This is a genomic window from Lederbergia sp. NSJ-179, from assembly GCF_022867885.1.
Classification (GTDB): Bacteria; Bacillota; Bacilli; order Bacillales; family Bacillaceae_C; genus Lederbergia.
Genome location: NZ_JALIFP010000001.1, coordinates 17,449 through 32,998, shown reverse-complemented (window position 1 = coordinate 32,998; position 15,550 = coordinate 17,449). Strand labels below are relative to the sequence as shown.

At 37.8% G+C, this 15,550-nt stretch carries 18 protein-coding genes; 1 reads left to right on the top strand and 17 read right to left on the bottom strand.

Translation table 11 applies throughout. From position 1 onward, the window contains the following. Positions 1 to 30 precede the first annotated feature (30 nt). The 4 genes from efp to MUB24_RS00170 all read right to left on the bottom strand — a co-directional run bounded on the left by efp (position 31) and on the right by MUB24_RS00170 (position 2,690). Positions 31 to 588 (bottom strand): elongation factor P, encoded by a 558-nt coding sequence (efp, locus tag MUB24_RS00185; RefSeq protein ID WP_244699615.1) that lies wholly within the window; start codon positions 586 to 588, stop codon positions 31 to 33. 21 nt (positions 589 to 609) lie between these two features. Further along, entirely contained in the window at positions 610 to 1,671 is a 1,062-nt protein-coding gene (locus MUB24_RS00180) for a M24 family metallopeptidase (RefSeq protein WP_244699612.1), read from the bottom strand. Between the two features lies 1 nt (position 1,672). After that, positions 1,673 to 2,116 (bottom strand): type II 3-dehydroquinate dehydratase, encoded by a 444-nt coding sequence (gene aroQ, locus MUB24_RS00175; protein WP_244699609.1) that lies wholly within the window; start codon positions 2,114 to 2,116, stop codon positions 1,673 to 1,675. Between the two features lie 85 nt (positions 2,117 to 2,201). Further along, positions 2,202 to 2,690 (bottom strand): YqhR family membrane protein, encoded by a 489-nt coding sequence (locus MUB24_RS00170; RefSeq protein WP_244699606.1) that lies wholly within the window; start codon positions 2,688 to 2,690, stop codon positions 2,202 to 2,204. 222 nt (positions 2,691 to 2,912) lie between these two features. Between MUB24_RS00170 and MUB24_RS00165 the strand changes: the two genes are divergently transcribed. Then, positions 2,913 to 3,263, top strand: a complete 351-nt coding sequence (locus MUB24_RS00165; RefSeq protein ID WP_244699603.1) for an SA1362 family protein — start codon at positions 2,913 to 2,915, stop codon at positions 3,261 to 3,263. A 13-nt stretch (positions 3,264 to 3,276) separates the two neighbouring features. Here MUB24_RS00165 and MUB24_RS00160 read toward each other — a convergent pair whose 3' ends face one another. The 13 genes from MUB24_RS00160 to MUB24_RS00100 all read right to left on the bottom strand — a co-directional run bounded on the left by MUB24_RS00160 (position 3,277) and on the right by MUB24_RS00100 (position 15,344). Continuing rightward, positions 3,277 to 4,161: a patatin-like phospholipase family protein gene (locus tag MUB24_RS00160; RefSeq protein ID WP_244699600.1), complete on the bottom strand. Its 885-nt coding sequence runs from the start codon at positions 4,159 to 4,161 to the stop codon at positions 3,277 to 3,279. Positions 4,162 to 4,306: 145 nt separating this feature from the next. Next, complete coding sequence (locus MUB24_RS00155) at positions 4,307 to 5,077, bottom strand: LytR/AlgR family response regulator transcription factor (RefSeq protein WP_244699597.1); 771 nt, start codon at positions 5,075 to 5,077, stop codon at positions 4,307 to 4,309. Positions 5,078 to 5,135: 58 nt separating this feature from the next. Beyond that, complete coding sequence (locus tag MUB24_RS00150) at positions 5,136 to 6,563, bottom strand: sensor histidine kinase (RefSeq protein WP_244699594.1); 1,428 nt, start codon at positions 6,561 to 6,563, stop codon at positions 5,136 to 5,138. A 244-nt stretch (positions 6,564 to 6,807) separates the two neighbouring features. Beyond that, positions 6,808 to 7,440, bottom strand: coding sequence for a DUF5028 domain-containing protein (locus MUB24_RS00145; protein ID WP_244699591.1), 633 nt, complete (start codon positions 7,438 to 7,440; stop codon positions 6,808 to 6,810). Further along, positions 7,437 to 8,096 (bottom strand): ABC transporter ATP-binding protein, encoded by a 660-nt coding sequence (locus tag MUB24_RS00140; protein WP_244699588.1) that lies wholly within the window; start codon positions 8,094 to 8,096, stop codon positions 7,437 to 7,439. The genes MUB24_RS00145 and MUB24_RS00140 overlap by 4 nt, the downstream gene beginning before the upstream one ends. Before the next feature lie 32 nt (positions 8,097 to 8,128). After that, a complete protein-coding gene (locus MUB24_RS00135) occupies positions 8,129 to 8,971 on the bottom strand; it encodes a hypothetical protein (protein ID WP_244699585.1) in 843 nt (280 codons plus the stop codon). Next, on the bottom strand, positions 8,958 to 9,821 hold the full coding sequence (locus tag MUB24_RS00130; RefSeq protein ID WP_244699582.1) for a hypothetical protein: 864 nt from the start codon (positions 9,819 to 9,821) through the stop codon (positions 8,958 to 8,960). The genes MUB24_RS00135 and MUB24_RS00130 overlap by 14 nt, the downstream gene beginning before the upstream one ends. A 13-nt stretch (positions 9,822 to 9,834) precedes the next feature. Next, positions 9,835 to 10,548: a DUF5027 family lipoprotein gene (locus MUB24_RS00125; protein ID WP_244699579.1), complete on the bottom strand. Its 714-nt coding sequence runs from the start codon at positions 10,546 to 10,548 to the stop codon at positions 9,835 to 9,837. Positions 10,549 to 10,636: 88 nt separating this feature from the next. Further along, positions 10,637 to 11,077, bottom strand: coding sequence for a hypothetical protein (locus MUB24_RS00120; RefSeq protein ID WP_244699575.1), 441 nt, complete (start codon positions 11,075 to 11,077; stop codon positions 10,637 to 10,639). A gap of 340 nt (positions 11,078 to 11,417) precedes the next feature. Further along, positions 11,418 to 12,314 (bottom strand): C39 family peptidase, encoded by an 897-nt coding sequence (locus MUB24_RS00115; RefSeq protein ID WP_244699573.1) that lies wholly within the window; start codon positions 12,312 to 12,314, stop codon positions 11,418 to 11,420. 689 nt (positions 12,315 to 13,003) lie between these two features. Next, the gene (locus MUB24_RS00110; protein ID WP_244699570.1) at positions 13,004 to 13,213 is read right to left on the bottom strand and encodes a hypothetical protein; all 210 of its coding nucleotides are present in this window, start codon (positions 13,211 to 13,213) and stop codon (positions 13,004 to 13,006) included. Between the two features lie 159 nt (positions 13,214 to 13,372). Then, positions 13,373 to 14,821, bottom strand: coding sequence for an anti-sigma factor (locus tag MUB24_RS00105; protein WP_244699568.1), 1,449 nt, complete (start codon positions 14,819 to 14,821; stop codon positions 13,373 to 13,375). Next, complete coding sequence (locus MUB24_RS00100) at positions 14,787 to 15,344, bottom strand: RNA polymerase sigma factor (RefSeq protein WP_244699566.1); 558 nt, start codon at positions 15,342 to 15,344, stop codon at positions 14,787 to 14,789. Before MUB24_RS00100 ends, MUB24_RS00105 begins: the two co-directional genes overlap by 35 nt. Positions 15,345 to 15,550: the final 206 nt, after the last annotated feature.

The window sequence follows — 15,550 nt, the reverse complement described above, 5'->3', positions numbered from 1 at the left end:
GTCATTTCCCCGTTTAAAATGTACGAATATTTACGCTCGTGATACATAGCTTGCATCAGAAGTATTAATCACTAAACGATCTCCTGTATTCACAAAAAAAGGAACTTGTACCGTTAGACCTGTTTCTAATTTTGCTGGTTTAGAGCCTCCAGAAGCTGTGTCGCCTTTTATACCCGGTTCTGTTTCAACGACTTCAAGCTCCACCGTATTAGGTAAATCAACTCCTAGCGTCTCTCCTTGATACATAATAATATGGACTTCCATATTTTCTTTTAAAAATTGCAATTCATATTCAATTTGTGCTTCTGCCAATTCAATCTGTTCATATGTTTCATTATCCATAAAGACATGCATATCCCCATTTGCATAGAGATATTGCATGGTTTTATTATCAATTTGTGCTCTCTCAACCTTCTCACCAGCACGAAAAGTCTTTTCTTGGATCGCCCCTGTTCGTAAATTCCGCAGCTTCGATCTTACAAACGCTGCCCCTTTTCCCGGTTTTACATGTTGAAAATCGATCACACGCCATATCCCTCCATCTGTTTCAATGGTAAGTCCTGTACGAAAATCATTGACTGAAATCATTCTTTTGCCTCCAAATTTTTATTAAAGTATGATCAAATCTTTGGTTGAATGGGTGAGTGCCTCATTTCCTTTATCGGTGATTAAAGTATCGTCTTCAATGCGAACCCCTCCGATATTAGGCAAATAGATCCCAGGTTCTACTGTTACAACCATTCCAGGTTGCAGTTTATTCTCAGATCGCTTGGACAGACCCGGTCCTTCATGAACCTCTAATCCAATTCCATGACCAAGAGAGTGACCAAAATACTCTCCATAACCTTTTTCCGTCATATAGTCTCTTGCAATCGCATCTGCTTCCCTTCCTGTCATACCTGGCTTTATCTTTTCCATTGCCCTTAATTGTGCCGCAAGGGTCACATCATAGATCTCTTTTAATGAAGGTGCTGGCTCCCCTACCGCTATAGTTCGGGTTATATCGGATACATACCCATTATAAAGGGCCCCGTAATCCATTGTGACAAAATCGCCTTTTTCAATCACTTTATCCGTCGCAACCCCATGCGGCATGGAGGACCTTTTTCCAGATGCCACAATGGTATCGAAAGAAGATGAAGTTGCCCCACATTTTCTCATGAAAAATTCCAACTCATTAGAAACCTCAAGCTCTGTTTTTCCCGGTTCGATAAAATCAAGAATATGTTTAAATGCTGCATCCGCAATATCCGCTGCCACTTTGATCTTAGCGATTTCGTCATTCGTTTTGATTAACCGCATTTGTTCCATCACGTTTGAAACAGGAACGAACTCAACTGGTATGGTTTGATTGTATTTCGTCCATGTCGAATAAGACATATAATCTTGTTCAAAGCCCAATTTTTGAATGCCTAGCTCTTTAACTCTTTCGGCTACCTCTTCCAAAAGGGGGCCCGAATGAATGGAAATCTCATATTCTTGCGCCTGATTTTCAGCCTGTTCCGCATACCGAAAATCTGTAATAAAAAAGGAGCGATCCTCTGAAATCAGGGCTACCCCCGTTGATCCCGTGAAGCTAGTCATATAACGTAAATTATATGGACTTGTAACAAACATCCCGTCGATACCCAATGATTGGAAAGACGCACGGATTTTCTCCAACTTATTCATTCTATCCTCTCCTTTGTATGTACTGCTTTATCGCTAGAAGGGCTAACTCATAACCATATAGTCCGAAACCAGTAATTTGTCCAATCGATACCGGTGCTGTTACTGATTTACTTCTAAACTCTTCCCTCGCATAAACATTTGAAATATGCACCTCAACCACAGGTAGATCAATGGACGCAATGCCATCTCGCAAGGCAATACTATAGTGAGTAAAGGCACCTGGATTCATAATAATGCCCTCATACCCTTTTTCTTTTGCACCATGCAACGCATCAAGAAGTGCCCCTTCATAATTAGATTGAAAAAAGTCTACTTCTAATTCCTCTTCTTGGCAGACATGATCAAGATTTTTTTCTAATTGTTCTAATGAATCTTCCCCGTAAATACCAGGTTCTCTTTCCCCTAATAAATTTAAATTAGGACCATTTAAAACAAGTATTTTCATTTTTCTCACACCCTACGTCAGAATGCTCTCCCAAAAACATTCTACCATAAAAAACCAAATCTCTTCTAGTTGTAGCGTGTGATCTTCATTCAGATTTAACATTCTCCCAATATTGCTGTTCATTATATTCATACGAAATCGAATAACCAATAAAAATACCATACAACACAAAAAAACAGGCTTCCGTTAAAATAGTTGTGAGATTATAGTTTGTAATCAATTGAATGGTCGGGATAATCGGATAAAACACAAAGAAAATCAAACAAAAAAGGGCTGCTCCATATACCCCACCCCAAATAATAGACTTTTTCCTTTTTAATAAGACATAATAACCGAAAGCTACTAGAATCGATAGTAAGCCATAAATCAGACAGGATATCACAATACCAAGCCATCCATCCTGCCAATTCCCTCTAAATATTGTTAATATGAATGACGGTTTAATCTCAGTAAAGTTGAGATAATGGGCAATAAAGCATAGCAAAGCCCCTCCCGCACCTGCAACAAATCCAGTTAACATCGCTAAATGTGTTAATGGCATACTGTACCGATTGCTATTTTTTTCTTTTTCCACGATCTTCACCTCATCATTATCATATCCATTTCCGGCTTTTAAAATTATATCTGGTGAATTTTTTGTTTTTTTAGTAAGATATAGGTAAAGTATTGATCCTAATGATGTTGAATCTGGCAAGAAAATGTTATGGGTGGAAAATGAAATAGCATTCTTTCTATTAACGGTATATCCGGTTTTCTTTTTGGGAATACTTTCAATACTCCCGAGGAGGTGGCATTCTTGACCATACGGAATTGGTTGTTTGGAGGAATTATCATTTCGGCCCTTATTGGATTGGGTACTTGGTTGTATAGTAATCCGGCAAGTCTGTTCCTTCAGTTGTTTGTCATGATTTTGATTGCTGGTATTATTCTGTTCGTCATTCGAGTATTTATGGGAAGAAAACAAAACTATAAAGAAAGTAGATCTTTTGCAAAAGCGGCTAAATTATCGAAAAAGCGTTATCAGCAACCCCGAAAGAGTGTACACGCCAATAAAACAATGAAAAGACCGCTTCGCAAGCGATCGACTGCACATTTGACAGTGATTGAAGGCAAAAAAAATAAGAAAAAAGATCGAGCTATCTTTTAACGTTTGAATGACATTAATAACTCCATTTAGTCAGAAATTCTTTTGTTTTTAGACGTCCTTTTTCGATAAGGGCGTCTTTTTCTTGATCTGATAAGGAGAATTCTGTTGTCAACCCTTCTTCCATTGGAATAAAAATAATATCTTTTTCATGCCTTCTTGAAATATACCTAGCATCATGAACATCTTTCATCGTACTGAACAAAGCTTCAAATAAAGATAACGCATTTTTAATCTCTCTTTTTGGTTGTTCTTCCGATTTATAACTTAATTTAATCCCAATAATCGGTCGTTTCTTCTTTTTATTCTCTTGGTCAAATAGCCAAATCGGAAAATTGCTTAATATTCCACCGTCTACAATTATGTTTTTTCCTGATACAGAACGTAGTTTAACAGGTTCGAAAAAAAAGGGAAGTCCACAACTCATTCGAACCGCTTTTGCAATCGGAAATGTTTCTTTCGGAATTCCAAATTGATCCAAATCATCTGGTAACACTAATAATTTTCCACTCGATAAATCGGATGCGATGATTCTTAATTTATCTTTTGGTAAGTCAGAAAAAGTATAAATCCCTTTATCTGCCAATTTTTTTCGCAACCATTCTTCTAATGCACGCCCTTGATATAATCCCATCCGCCAATACAAAAATAACCATTTTGAGATCGCAAAGGGAATAAAGGTTTTTCTTTGATCTAAAAAAAGGGAGATCTCCGTTTCATTCATCATGGTCAAAATATCTTTGCTGGAATAGCCTGCTGCAATGAAAGCCGCCATAATGGAACCCGCACTGGTCCCTGCTAGTCGTTTGAAGGTAATGCCCTTTTCTTCTAGCACTTCATAAGCACCCATCAGCGCATATCCTTTAATCCCTCCACCCGAAAATACCCCATCCACATCCATTCCTGCCCCTCCTGTTCATGCCTTTTTATTATTTTAGAGGGAGAAAAAGAATTTAGAACAGGATACAAGCTTGGAATTTAACCAAAGAAACCATTAAAAAATACTCAAATGGGGATTCATTTGGGATTTTTTAACCGTTGTCCGTTCAACATTGTCCTATGATTGTATCCGCTACAGGAATCTTGGCCATTTTTGCTTCTAGTATTTTCATCTTGCGTAAGGACACGTAGCATTCATTGCCGTTTGCCATGATGATTTTACGTCGTTCCTTATCGATATCCTTTACATACTGTAAGTGAACAATATAGCTTTTATGACAGCGATAAAAGCGCTCATGGATATTTTCAAATTCCTTCAACTTTCCATAAAATTCGTAATAGCCATTTGTTGTGTGCAGGACAACTTTATGTTCCACCTGAGGGGAAGTTTCAAAATAATAGATATCATCTAAATCAATATTTTTGATCCGTTCTCCGATTTTTATTTGAATACATTTCGTTCCATCGCTATGCCCCAGTTGTTGATATTTCGTAAAGGACGCTTGCAATGCTTCATTTATCTGCTCGGCTAGCTGATCATGCCCATCATCTTTGACAATAAAATCAAGGGCAGCTAACTTGTATTTAAACGTTAGTTTTAGCCGATCCGCGTGCATGGAAATAAAAATAATATCGGCGAACGGATCATGTTCTCGGATCTTGCACGCCAAGTCCATACCGTCCATGGAGGAACCGAGTTCAATATCTAAAAAATAACAGTCCGCTCGCTGATCACGTAAATACGCCAAAACTTCATCCGGTTTAGCAGCGCTTAAAGCTACTTCAATGCTCGGTTCATTTGAGATTGCGTATTGGAAAATAACCGATTGTAGAAATTCTCGATGTTCTGCTTCATTTTCGCAAATCACAACTTTCATCGTCTCCCCCCCTTTGAAGTGTAAGTCGATATCAGGAACGATGGCAGAAAAATAGATCTTAGGCCATTGTTTTTTTCGGATAAAAAGTTGAAACGTATTTTTTTCGTATCACTTCATTAATTTCAATTTCATGAATAAAAAATCCATTTTCGATTCTCGTATTCATAGTAATATTCGGATACCGATTGAGAATTTTTCGTACGATGGCTAAACCTAGTCCATGATCTTTGCCCTTTGTCGAAAACCCGGCCTCAAAGAGTCGCTCTATCTGGATTGACTCATGGTTGACACGATTTTCAAAAATAATTAATACAGAAACATCCGTTTGCAAAAATGCCACATTTAGTTCCCGTTCTTCTAATTTGGCGGAAGCTTCAATGGCGTTATCCATTAAAATACCGATCATACGTGTTAAATCAATCATATTCATTTCAATCGCTTGAATGACGTCCGGTACTTCAACATGAATATCAATCCCACGTTCCTCTGCCACCAACACCTTAGTGGAAAGCAGTCCTTTCAATTCAACAAGCTTAATATGATCCAACTGATTCAATATGTAATTGCTTTGAATCGTCCTGTTTTCCACTTTCACAATCCGATCATGAAAGTATGCCTTTAATCCTTTGAAATCATTTTGGTCGATATACCCTTGCATGGTAAGCAATATGTTTTGATAATCATGACGAAATCCTTGCATGTCCTTGTTGATTCGTTCTAATTCCTGCATATAGTGTAAAAGTTGTTCCTGCTCCATTTCTTTTCGCCTGAGCCTATTCTCTTTCTTATTGTTGCGCAACAATAAAAAAGAGAGAACAAACATTAACACAAAATAAATGGTTTGAATAAGTAGATTAAACATGGCAGACGTATATAGATTAAGGCTCAATGAGATAAATAGATTTAAAGTTAGGACGGCCACTGTAATGAAGGCGATCACAATGAATAGAAGTTGACTAGCGACTGAAATGGCAATCGAATTCCATATTTTTCGAATAAACAACTGATAAATATAAATGGAAAGCGCAAAAAACACAAGAAATATAATAGCACTGATCCCCATGACAGGAGCGGTTTCCTCTGAAAAAACAGAAAATTTAATGACCTGTGCCAGTGTTTCAGAAATAATACAAGCAATGGCAAAGATACATACATCCAACAAAACACGGATTTTCTTTGTATACGCATAAAAGACACAAATCAAAGAGACCAGCAAATAAACAAACCCAACCCATTTTATCACATATAAGTAGCAAAGAACGGCTGGAACACCAATCACAAGGATGCCGACCACTACTCTTTGAATGTTTGCGGGAATTTTCAATGTGTAAAATAAGGCACCAAACAGAGCAAATAGTTCCACAACAAAAAAGAAGAATGAGAAGATCATAGTTCGATAGGCCTTTCTCTCAAAATAAGTTGTTGCTAAATAAGGACGTAACCGCTTTCCGGAAAGCAAAGATTTAAAGGTTCTCAATGCAATCACAAAACAATTGACTCATGTCTTTGTTCATACACAGTATAACACAAATTATGGTCGGTTCCAATCTCTAAAGAAAAGTGACTCCGTAGAACTTTCTTTAAAGTAGAGCTTTAAAGAAGGCTAAGCGTGATGATTTTATGCATCATAAAGGAAATGATGGAGAAAATCGGTTTGACAGCATACAAAACTCCCCTGAAACTGGCTTCATACGCAGTTTCAGGGCAAAATAATGAATGAAACTCGCGCCTTACTCAATCAAAATCCGTTTGACATTTGGATACAATGAGACAACTAGATAAATATGATCCTTCCGAATATCCTTCACTTCAATCGGCTCGATTTTCGATGATGGTGCAAAATAATAGGGCAGATGGAAATCCATCTCGGTCTCCGGACGTAAGCGGAAGCTCATCATCTCATTATCTTTCAAAGCGGGATTCGCAATTTCATTCAATTCACGGCTAATTTGCAATAAAAAATCGGTTCCGACTAAATGATAATCAAAAAAGCCGAAGCTCGTTTCATCATTGGGATCGTCTTCGATTGTATTCGTATTTTTAACCGTGACATGCAGCTCATAGACCATTTCTGGGAATGAGCTGTCACCCTCCTCAAATAAGGGGGAAGATGCACTGTTCTGATAGTGATATTTGGCAAGAAATTCTTCGTATGACATCATCTCGCCACGGTGAACAGTGATCGTATATCCATCGCTATTTTCAGTATCATCCAGAAAAATATCCTCTTCGATCGCCACTTCCTCCCCCATATTAAACGTATGGACCGGTGGGTGATCGACATCCTTGTTCACATACCAAATGCGGATCCCGACAATGACAAGAATGACAACAGATAAGAAACCAATCAGGATCTTTTTCATGCGTGTGGGCTCCTTGTTGTCGTATTGACCAATGAACCATTTTCCAAATAATGAATCTCATCAGCTAATTCATCCAGTATATCTGTATCATGGCAAGCAATCACAACTACAGCTCCCCGTTCTTTTTCTTGCCGGACAATTTCTTTGACACACTCCACCCCACTCGTATCCAATGAATTGGTCGGTTCATCTAGAATCACGATATCGGGCTGTTCCATAATCGCCCCGGCGATGCCAAGCCGTTGCTTCATGCCTAAAGAATATTTTTTGTATTTTTTCCTGCTGCTTTCAGGAGTAAGCCCTACCTTATCAAGCACATGCTTAATTTGTGTATCATCGATCTCATCACGAATAGAAGCAAGCATTTTCAAATTTTGCAAGCCCGAATAGGAATCTAAGAAGGCGGGATTTTCAAGTAGGATGCCAATACTTTCTGGAAAGGTGATCTCTTTTCCAAGTTTTTTTCCATCAATGGTGATGACTCCCTTTGTAGGCAAAATCAATCCAGAAATCAAGCGCATTAACATCGTTTTCCCTGAACCATTCACCCCGCGGAACCCGGTCACCTTCCCCGAAGATAGTGTCATGGACACATCTTGAATGACGATCACACCCTTTAATTTTTTTGTCACATGATCCATTTGGATTGTTGTCATTATACATCCCTCATTTATTCTAAGTTTGTATATTATTCTTCCACTAAAATATCGTAACGCCGAAAATAGAGACAGCCGACGATAAAGGAAGCGGAAACTAAAAGCAAAAACATCAGGATCCCGCCATACGTACTCATACCATTTTCCACCACATACGCACTGCGAATCGGCATGGCATAATTTCCCGGAAGATACGGGGTGAGTAGATAGGCTGACGCCAGTAAGAGCACCGCCATTAGCCCAAAGCTATAGAGCGGTTTGATAAAGAGAACGAGCGTCATCTGCACTAGATTTAAGCCGATCGACATCAAGAGCGGGAAAAATAAAATCGTATAGACCAGCTTAGTAGAAAAGGTATCGAATGGGCTGCCCGCATCAAGAAGATCATGCACAAACACCGGAGTAATATCCAATGTGATTGGCTCCTGCATGACAAGACAAAAAAGCAAAACGGTCAGAAAAATAACCGCATACATGGCCAACACATAACAAATATTCCAGATGCTCTTAGAAATCCACCATGCGATACGCCCTTTCGTTCTTACCAAAATATTTAACCCTAAAGACGATAAGTCCCGATAAGGATAGTAAAGTGTACAGTAAAAGATAAACAGATGGAGGAGCAGCCATTTCACCGGAAAGATAAACGATTCGGTCATAGAGGGGATATATTCCCTCATGCCGGCAAAAATATAAAACAGATAGTCGATCATTGTACCTGCTGGGATGCTCTCTTCAAAGATATAGGTATGGCTTTTGCGAAGATAAAAATCAAGACAAAAGGCGATCACAAGGAGTACGAGAACAAGCCACTTGATCGACCCAAGCAGAAAGCCATTTTTTAAGTCATATTTCAGTAATTTAGAGAATTTCACGTTTCCCACCTAATTTCATCGTAATTCCAAAAGTTAGCAGGAAAAAAAGCAGTCCCTGCACTAAAATAATCCAAACATTTGTTGGATTCTCTAGGCTGGTTGAATGCAAATAGTGAAGTGGCGAAATTTCATAAAAGTATTTGTATGCTAGAAATGTACGACTATAATGCAAAACCAGTATCAAGAAAAAAGGGATTAACAGAACCGCGATTCTGTTTTTTACCAAGAGAGAAACAGTCAAACTCATCGTTGCAAATAAACCTGCAAAAACAAAATCTAAAATAAGGTAGAGAATAACAAAAATGACCGGATGAGTATAAAATAATTGCGACCATAAGGAACCATGACCTACTGCGTAATACAATGGGTACAACATGGAGGGTGTAGTCGCTGGTATGAAGGATGCAACTACTAAAAAGTTGATCACAAGTGGGCTCAGTACGACAAGACCACCAGCTGTAAAAGTGGCTAGATATTTTGCCAGAAAATACTGCCATTTGTTGCTTCGGATCATAACTGATTTTGCATAACCAGTTTTATTTTCGATAAAGTAGGACCAACCATATGGAAGGGCTGCAAGCAGCGGCAGTAACGTAAAAAAGAGCGTAGACCCAAGCGATGTGCCCTCTCCACCGATCCAATGGTTATAGAGGGAAAACCCTTCTGTCATCGGATTTCCACTTGTCCCCAAAATTCGATTCTGTCGCTGGAAGTAGAAATAGGAATCAATCATATACCAGGCACTAAGCAAGGCAAACAGACTCGCAATGATGAGTGTCGTGAAAAAAATTTTATTGTTTATTGCTTTTCTTAACTCGACTCTTAATAAACGTGGAAATGTGTTGTTCATAGTCGTTTTCTCCCTATTCAAATTTTAGTTCGAAATATTCATAGTCTTCCGCCAATCCACTTTGTCCTATAATATAATAGAGAGGCTGGTTCTTTAGCTGATCGGCGGGCACAAACCAACCTACCGTTACATCGATTTCGTCACCGATTGGCAAGGGGAATTGGGAATAATCCTGACCATTGTTTTGATCCAGAGGAGGATGTTCACTAAAATATGATTCCTCTAAAGTCCATGGCCCGTTTGGGTCTTCAATCCCTTCTTTAAATCCAACTGATGATTCAATAAACAAAATAGGATCATCCGCCTCGCTATCATACCCCTGATGACTGATATTTTTCACTGTAACATCAACGGTCACTAGCCGATTCTTTTTCTTTATATCACCGTTGTCTGCAATAAGAGATTTGTCAGTGAAGTCATCTACATTTAAACCTAGATCATTAATATTATCCGAAACATGAATTTTATTAAGTGTGTACTCAATGGTCTGTTTTGTATCAGTCTGAATATCTTCCTCGGTATATGTAATGGTATCCCCAACAGAAAAAGGACCTTGTTCTTCGTCTTCCGAAGATTCGTCCACTATTTTAGCGGGATTTGAATACTCGTCTTCCTCTTTATTTAATTTGCTTTTAAGCGAATCTTCAAATTCCCTATAGGAGCAAGCAGAGAGAAAGATCGGTAAAACACAGAAAAATAAAATGGTTATTCCTTTCATCTTCTTCATAGATCGTTCTCCTTGTGGAATTGATTTTATACTGTAGAAAGAAGCAGAGTGAAATAATCTCTGCTTCCATATCTTGCGCAAAATAATCTTAGTTTAGATGTGGAGCATTGCCCACACTGTCAGGACTCCATACTCCCGAAACTGTACCAGATTGTGTAAATCGTTTGAATTTTAATCTAGCGCTTCTCCCACCGTTTTCGTAAACATTTTGCTTGACACGCCACTCGCCTTTTCTTGCTGTTTGTGTTCCTCCAATTGTTTCATCTGCCCAGTAATTCGTACCGCCGACTGAAGATGGCCGAAAGCCTTGTACGTCTAGATAAATATAGGTGACAGGCACTTGATTAATCTTCACATACGTAGAACTCCGATCTTCTTTTGCTCGTGCAGCAGTAGTATATCCTACGGAAGAGTTCACGTAAAAACTAAAAGGTCTATCCTTAACATTTGACGCAAATGTTGACGACGGAATCAAAGTCAACATCATGCTAGCAGACAATACAAAGAGGGCTATTCTTTTTTTCAGCATTTTGTCACCTCCTCTCTTTTTTATTTCATTCACTCATGAGCTTTATTTCGGTTAACCTACGAATATAGTAGCATTGATCCCGCTTACGTGTAATAGTTTTGTCGTAAACGTCGGGTTTTTGATCGTAAACGTCATTTTTTACGTTTAGCTTAATAAAATATCGTTGTTCGACTATGTTTTATAAGAATGAGGTAGGAGTTTCGTCGTCGCCTCAATCTTCACAAAAGTTGATCAAACAACAAAATGGGGACTCCATCCATTCGGGTAATGATCTCTCTCTTGAATGTCCTATTCCTTGACACAAGGGATATTTAATCTAAACAGCGACTTTTTATCCAGCTCATTTCCCATTACCAATGACAAGCGATTTCTTCCCCATAAGTGTGTATAAATACTCAAATTTCTCTTTCGCAATTTTATAATTTTTTTCTCCATAATCTTCGGGATCGTTTACGTACACATATTCTTGATCATATCCCGTTAAAACAACATTGTGAAGGGGATTTGGGGCATAAACCTCCGCCCCCTCCTTCGTTAACCAAAACCGCTCATTCGGTATCTCATATTCATTGGTGATCCAAACAAGCACTGGTCTTCCTTCCGCAATAAAATATTCTAACGTGTCAAGATTTGCTCCGGTTGAATCGATGCTTGGGACGTATTGATCCGCTTGTTGTTTAAGTTGATTAGTGAAAATTGTATAGCCAACAGAAAAAGGATCCCCTACATAGCCATTGACTGGATTTCCCCAAGTATGAATCGACCCGTCCTCATTTTTGATCAATTCGGCATCGTCATAAATATGTTCCTGGGCAATTGTTTCTTTTGTGATAGCGATTCCATAATAATTTAAAGCCATGGCGAGCGAAGTAGCTTCACAGCCGGAAGGTAAACTTGGTCGTTGCTTTATATAAGGGATATCTAATATCATCTCATCTGGTTTATCCCTATCTTTTGGATCAATAGTCAGAGGATGAACTAAAAACATTGCATTTACGTATGCTGTATTTCCATCGTATTCAATCGGGTAATACCCATTAATAGGCTCACCCATCACTTCAATTTGATCTTCAACATTGAGTTCGCCAATTAGCTCATGTTCTCGACTAGGCCCTGTACGAACATTTAAAATAGTGCTTGTCACGATGTAAGTATTGTCGCTCGAGGGCACGAGGAGATCATTTAGATTTTGATCGGAAAACTGTTCCATTGAATCAACAGAATTAGTTGCACTCATAGCTACAAAATCCCCTTTCATATTTTGTGAATATATGATAAAAGTGGTCATACCAATAATTCCGATAAAAATAAAAGTCCAGAAAAAAATCCGTTTTTTATTGAAACATGAAGACACGCTGCACACCCCCCTATAAAGTATTCTTCAAGGAATCATTTTGCTATTTATGAAACTTTGAAAATAGCATTTTAATATCAATGATTTTATACAGGAAAATATCTATTTATTCATATAATTATGAATTTAACTCAACGCTTATCCATCCTTATTTCGATCGCTTTCAATTCTAGATGATTTTTGGCCTGTGAATATAGTAGCATTTTTTCCATTTCTGTGGACATTTTTGTCGTAAACGACTGCTTTTTGATCTTAAACGTTAATTATTTACATTAAAAAAAATCGCATATTAACAATTGCATCTTTTATATAAGTAAATAAGAAAAGCTTAAGGCGCCCGTAATCGTCGACAAGCAAATGTTCTGAGACAATAAAAGTCCGTCTTGACTTTTATTGGCGGGGGTTTATGATCTCGAGGGACTAGGCGCTGGAGTTGGAGCTGGATCCCACACTAGCCAAATTTACTATCTTACCTTTAAAAATAGGTCAACCAGATATATATTCTGGATGACCTATAATACGAAGCGTGCTCTTTTGTAGTAATGGGGAAAATCTTGAGAGATTCAAAGAATTTAAGTAAACCAAGCCTTATCCAATTTCTCATAATAGGGTTTCAACTTCTGTTGAAGTTGCTGAAATACTTGTTTTTCGTCCTTTTTTAATATTTCGATACACCCATTTGCTTGATCAATTTTTAGTTGATAAGGTGCTATGTCTTTGAGCAATGTGATAAATTGATTAAACTCTTGGGGGTCTAAGACTTCTTTTAAGTTCAGCACCATCCCTATAGCCTCTCTTTCATTATTTTTCAGTTTTACTGTATAGGACGATTTGGACAGTAGCCTCTATTGAAGTACCACTGCAGTACCACGGATTAAATCTTGAGTTGTAGGACTATAAAATTTACGGTTTAACCCCTACGTTTGTTTTATTCGCTTTTATTATTGCCGAATATCAATCCACCAACGATCGTCCGCATTCATGTCTTCTGTTTTACCAAATCCACTGTAATGGAACACATCAAGGAAGATTGAATCCAGTTTATCCTCATCTACAAAATAGCCTAAGTTAATCTGCATCGTTTGTCCTGGCTGGAGAATGCCAATATTGTAAAAGCCTTTTCCGTCTCCGTGTGGTGCTAGATAATCCACTTCTCCCGTCATAATACTTTCTTCAGCGATTCCATCTTCTCCAGCATAGTTCCATGCATTTTTTTCAGGTTTAAGTACCTGTAGGGACGGATGCATATAAATTTCTTCTGTTGCTTGTTTACTATTGTTTTTCACTTCTGTTGTCAGATAGACAAATTTGAGGTTCACTGAAGGAGACTCTATTAATTTGTTAATGGAATCTTTACCATCTCCTACTTTATATACATCACGCTTGTAGGGCAGCAATTTTTTTGTCTCGTCCAAAGCCTGATTCTCAGTTAATGTCTTTAGAGATGAATCATTAAAGTTTTCTCCTTTAAAATCTTGAATGGAATCAAAGACTTCCACTTTTTCTATCACATAATCAAGTTTGTTGATGATTCCAGTTTCCACTTGCTCTAAAGTTACTGGCACCGGTTGACCGACATTAAATAATTGTTTACTATCTTTCTTCAATGGAACAACACTAAATTCTGTTGGTTCCTCTGCTTCCGCTTTTTCTTGGTTGGCAAGGAATTCATCATAATCCATTGTGTAGTGTGCATTCTCCTCTGAAGTTGCTTCAAGGGAAATATTCTTCATGACGGTCATCATTTGTTCATCACTTACATCCGTTCCAATATAACTTTGTAACATCATCCCCTCTTCTTTAAATAATAGGAAGATTTGTCTATCAAACGCTAAATCGTCGCTACCAGTGTCTCTACTGACAACCACTGCTTTTCTGCCATTAATTTCCATTTCTTCAAAGTTGCTTGAGTACATAGTTGAGAAGTCAGAATTTTCCCCTAATCGCCAAAGTAAGAAAGAAAATCCGCCTTGTGCGTAGTTATCTTTGAAGGAATATTTCATTTCACTTTCATCAATTGCTTCCATATTTTCTGGTAAATAATCGATTTTCAGCTTATACCAATTATCATTCTTTTTGAAGGCCTTATTAGTCACGGAAACATTTACTTCATAATTTTGTTTTTGCACAATCATATCATACGCTTTTACTGCTCCAAAAACAGTCGTTGGCATGCCAATCAATAAACAGGCAGTAGCAATTAAAATGCTCTTCCTTTTTCGTTTGGCTTGATGTTGTTTAATTTTCTGCCTAATTTCCTCCATAAATAATTTCTTTTTATGTGTGTAGGTATCTGAAAATTCATGTTGTTCTTCCAGTTTATCAAAATCATCTAAAGCGATTTTTTCAGCGATTTCATCCATTTTTTTTGAGTCCTTTGAATTCATCATTTTGGCTACCTCCTATGATCGTAAGTATTCGTTTTCGAGCACGTTCAAATTGCTTTCGTACGTTAATTTCAGTTATCCCCATGAGCTTTGAAATTTCTTGATAATTCAAGTCATAGAAGACTTTGTACTTAAAAATTTGTTTGTAGGACTCCTTTAAGGTTGTTAGCAATGTATCAATTTGGTTCTCAGATATTAAACACTGTTCCCACTCTTCAATATTTTCATCTGTTACTTTTGCTGCCTCTCTTTGTATTTCTGCTAAGAGTATTTCATGTCGTTTGTTATTCCGGTAGTTGTCAATCGCTTTGTTTTTTGCAATCCGCAAAATGTAGCGTTTAAGCTCTTGATTATTCAAACTGTGAAGTTTTTCTAGATGCTGGTAAAGAATAATAAACGTCTCTTGGACTGTGTCTTCAGCCTGCTGAATATTATTCAGGATTGAATAGGCTACATAATAGATTTTTTGTTCATATAGCTCGTATAGTTCTTCCATCTTTTCATAGTCCTTGTTTGTATTTCTCATGTAATACCTCCTTTCACTCTATATAACGAGTGGGCCCCACACTTTTGTGACACTTTCCTTCAACTATTAGAAACCAAGAGGTGACCTAGCTTTGAAGTTATAGTTGCTGCTCTCCATGTGCTAGAATCCTTTCCTTCGTTACATACATAACATTCTTTTTTTAGGATCCATCATAATAGGGGTATAGTATACTCTTTTTTAGCAGA

What these genes read in the sequence shown, in the direction of transcription:
- efp (WP_244699615.1), bottom strand. Translation starts at nt 588, where the DNA reads ATGATTTCAGTCAATGATTTTCGTACAGGACTTACCATTGAAACAGAT.
- MUB24_RS00180 (WP_244699612.1), bottom strand. Translation starts at nt 1,671, where the DNA reads ATGAATAAGTTGGAGAAAATCCGTGCGTCTTTCCAATCATTGGGTATC.
- aroQ (WP_244699609.1), bottom strand. Translation starts at nt 2,116, where the DNA reads ATGAAAATACTTGTTTTAAATGGTCCTAATTTAAATTTATTAGGGGAA.
- MUB24_RS00160 (WP_244699600.1), bottom strand. Translation starts at nt 4,161, where the DNA reads ATGGATGTGGATGGGGTATTTTCGGGTGGAGGGATTAAAGGATATGCG.
- MUB24_RS00155 (WP_244699597.1), bottom strand. Translation starts at nt 5,077, where the DNA reads ATGAAAGTTGTGATTTGCGAAAATGAAGCAGAACATCGAGAATTTCTA.
- MUB24_RS00145 (WP_244699591.1), bottom strand. Translation starts at nt 7,440, where the DNA reads ATGAAAAAGATCCTGATTGGTTTCTTATCTGTTGTCATTCTTGTCATT.
- MUB24_RS00140 (WP_244699588.1), bottom strand. Translation starts at nt 8,096, where the DNA reads ATGACAACAATCCAAATGGATCATGTGACAAAAAAATTAAAGGGTGTG.
- MUB24_RS00130 (WP_244699582.1), bottom strand. Translation starts at nt 9,821, where the DNA reads ATGAACAACACATTTCCACGTTTATTAAGAGTCGAGTTAAGAAAAGCA.
- MUB24_RS00125 (WP_244699579.1), bottom strand. Translation starts at nt 10,548, where the DNA reads ATGAAGAAGATGAAAGGAATAACCATTTTATTTTTCTGTGTTTTACCG.
- MUB24_RS00120 (WP_244699575.1), bottom strand. Translation starts at nt 11,077, where the DNA reads ATGCTGAAAAAAAGAATAGCCCTCTTTGTATTGTCTGCTAGCATGATG.
- MUB24_RS00115 (WP_244699573.1), bottom strand. Translation starts at nt 12,314, where the DNA reads ATGAGTGCAACTAATTCTGTTGATTCAATGGAACAGTTTTCCGATCAA.
- MUB24_RS00110 (WP_244699570.1), bottom strand. Translation starts at nt 13,213, where the DNA reads ATGGTGCTGAACTTAAAAGAAGTCTTAGACCCCCAAGAGTTTAATCAA.
- MUB24_RS00105 (WP_244699568.1), bottom strand. Translation starts at nt 14,821, where the DNA reads ATGATGAATTCAAAGGACTCAAAAAAAATGGATGAAATCGCTGAAAAA.
- MUB24_RS00100 (WP_244699566.1), bottom strand. Translation starts at nt 15,344, where the DNA reads ATGAGAAATACAAACAAGGACTATGAAAAGATGGAAGAACTATACGAG.